Raw genomic sequence first — 1,510 nt, 5'->3', positions numbered from 1 at the left:
TCCGTACCGAGATCCGACACAGGTGCTCTGGCAGCGAAAGCCAAGGCCCGTCGGGAGAACCGACGTTAGGGAATTCGGCAAGTTGGTCCCGTACCTTCGGAAGAAGGGATGCCTGCTCTTGACGGAGCAGGTCGCAGTGACTCGGGCGCTCCGACTGTCTAGTAACAACACAGGTGACCGCAAATCCGCAAGGACTCGTACGGTCACTGAATCCTGCCCAGTGCAAGTATCTGAACACCCCGTACAGGGGGACGAAGGACTTGTCAACGGCGGGGGTAACTATGACCCTCTTAAGGTAGCGTAGTACCTTGCCGCTTCAGTAGCGGCTTGCATGAATGGATAAACGAGAGCGCCACTGTCCCAACGTTGGACCCGGTGAACTGTACGTTCCAGTGCGGAGTCTGGAGACCCCCAAGGGGAAGCGAAGACCCTATAGAGCTTTACTGCAGGCTGTCGCTGAGACGTGGTCGCCGATGTGCAGCATAGGTAGGAGCCGCTACAGAGGTGCGCGCGCTAGCGCGTCGCCCAGGCAGCATTGAAATACTACCCGTCGGTGACTGCGACTCTCACTCCTGGCGGAGGACACCGGTAGCCGGGCAGTTTGACTGGGGCGGTACGTGCTCGAAAGAATATCGAGCGCGCCCAAAGATCATCTCATCCGGGTCGGGAACCCGGAGAAGAGCGCAAGAGCACAAGATGGTCTGACAGTGTCATTCCCAACGAGTGACGCTGACGCGAAAGCGTGGTCTAGCGAACCTACGAGGCTCCTAGATGGGGCCCGTAGATGACAGAAAAGCTACCTTAGGGATAACAGAGTCGTCACCCGCAAGAGCACATATCGACCGGGTGGCTTGCTACCTCGATGTCGGTTCCCTCCATCCTGCCCGTGCAGAAGCGGGCAAGGGTGAGGTTGTTCGCCTATTAAAGGAGGTCGTGAGCTGGGTTTAGACCGTCGTGAGACAGGTCGGCTGCTATCTATTGGGGGTGTTGAGGTACCTGACGTGAACGGTCGTATAGTACGAGAGGAACTACGACTGGTCGCCACTGGTGTACCGGTTGTGCGAGAGCGCAGATGCCGGGTAGCCACGCGACACGGGGTAAGAGCTGAACGCATCTAAGCTCGAAACCCACATGGAAAAGAGGTACCATTGAGGTCACTCGTAGAAGACGAGTTCGATAGACTCGGGGTGTACGCACCAAGGCAACGAGGTGTTCAGCCCGCGAGAACTAACAGACCGAGCCACACTCATTCCACTACTCGTTCAATGGGTTCAGGCGTTAGCTGGATCGCACGTATACATGGTTTCACCGAACCGTTCAGTCACCGACACAGGAGTTGTGATCGTGGTTCGAGTCCACGAGTCGGCATAAAGGCGGCCACAGCGGCGGGGAAACACCCGTACCCATCCCGAACACGGAAGTTAAGCCCGCCAGCGTTCCGGGCAGTACTGGAGTGCGCGAGCCTCTGGGAGTGCCGGTTCGCCGCCTACCATTCATACTTACATTCATA

At 57.5% G+C, this 1,510-nt stretch carries 1 rRNA gene and 1 other annotated feature (1 of these 2 cut by a window edge); the gene reads left to right on the top strand.

Features of this window, described 5'->3' with window-relative positions:
- Positions 1–1,249: a sequence feature (mutual gap in cmsearch alignment for this rRNA model is longer than 100), on the top strand (it extends 1,666 nt beyond the left edge of the window).
- A gap of 120 nt (positions 1,250–1,369) precedes the next feature.
- Positions 1,370–1,491 (top strand): 5S ribosomal RNA (gene rrf / locus ACQE3M_RS16325).
- Positions 1,492–1,510: the final 19 nt, after the last annotated feature.

Origin of the sequence: Halosubterraneus shenae (genome assembly GCF_050510935.1) — an archaeon.
Taxonomy (GTDB): Archaea; Halobacteriota; Halobacteria; order Halobacteriales; family Haloferacaceae; genus JBDGPU01.
The sequence above is the reverse complement of the archived record's forward strand: the minus strand, read 5'-3'. Positions and strand labels throughout refer to the sequence as shown.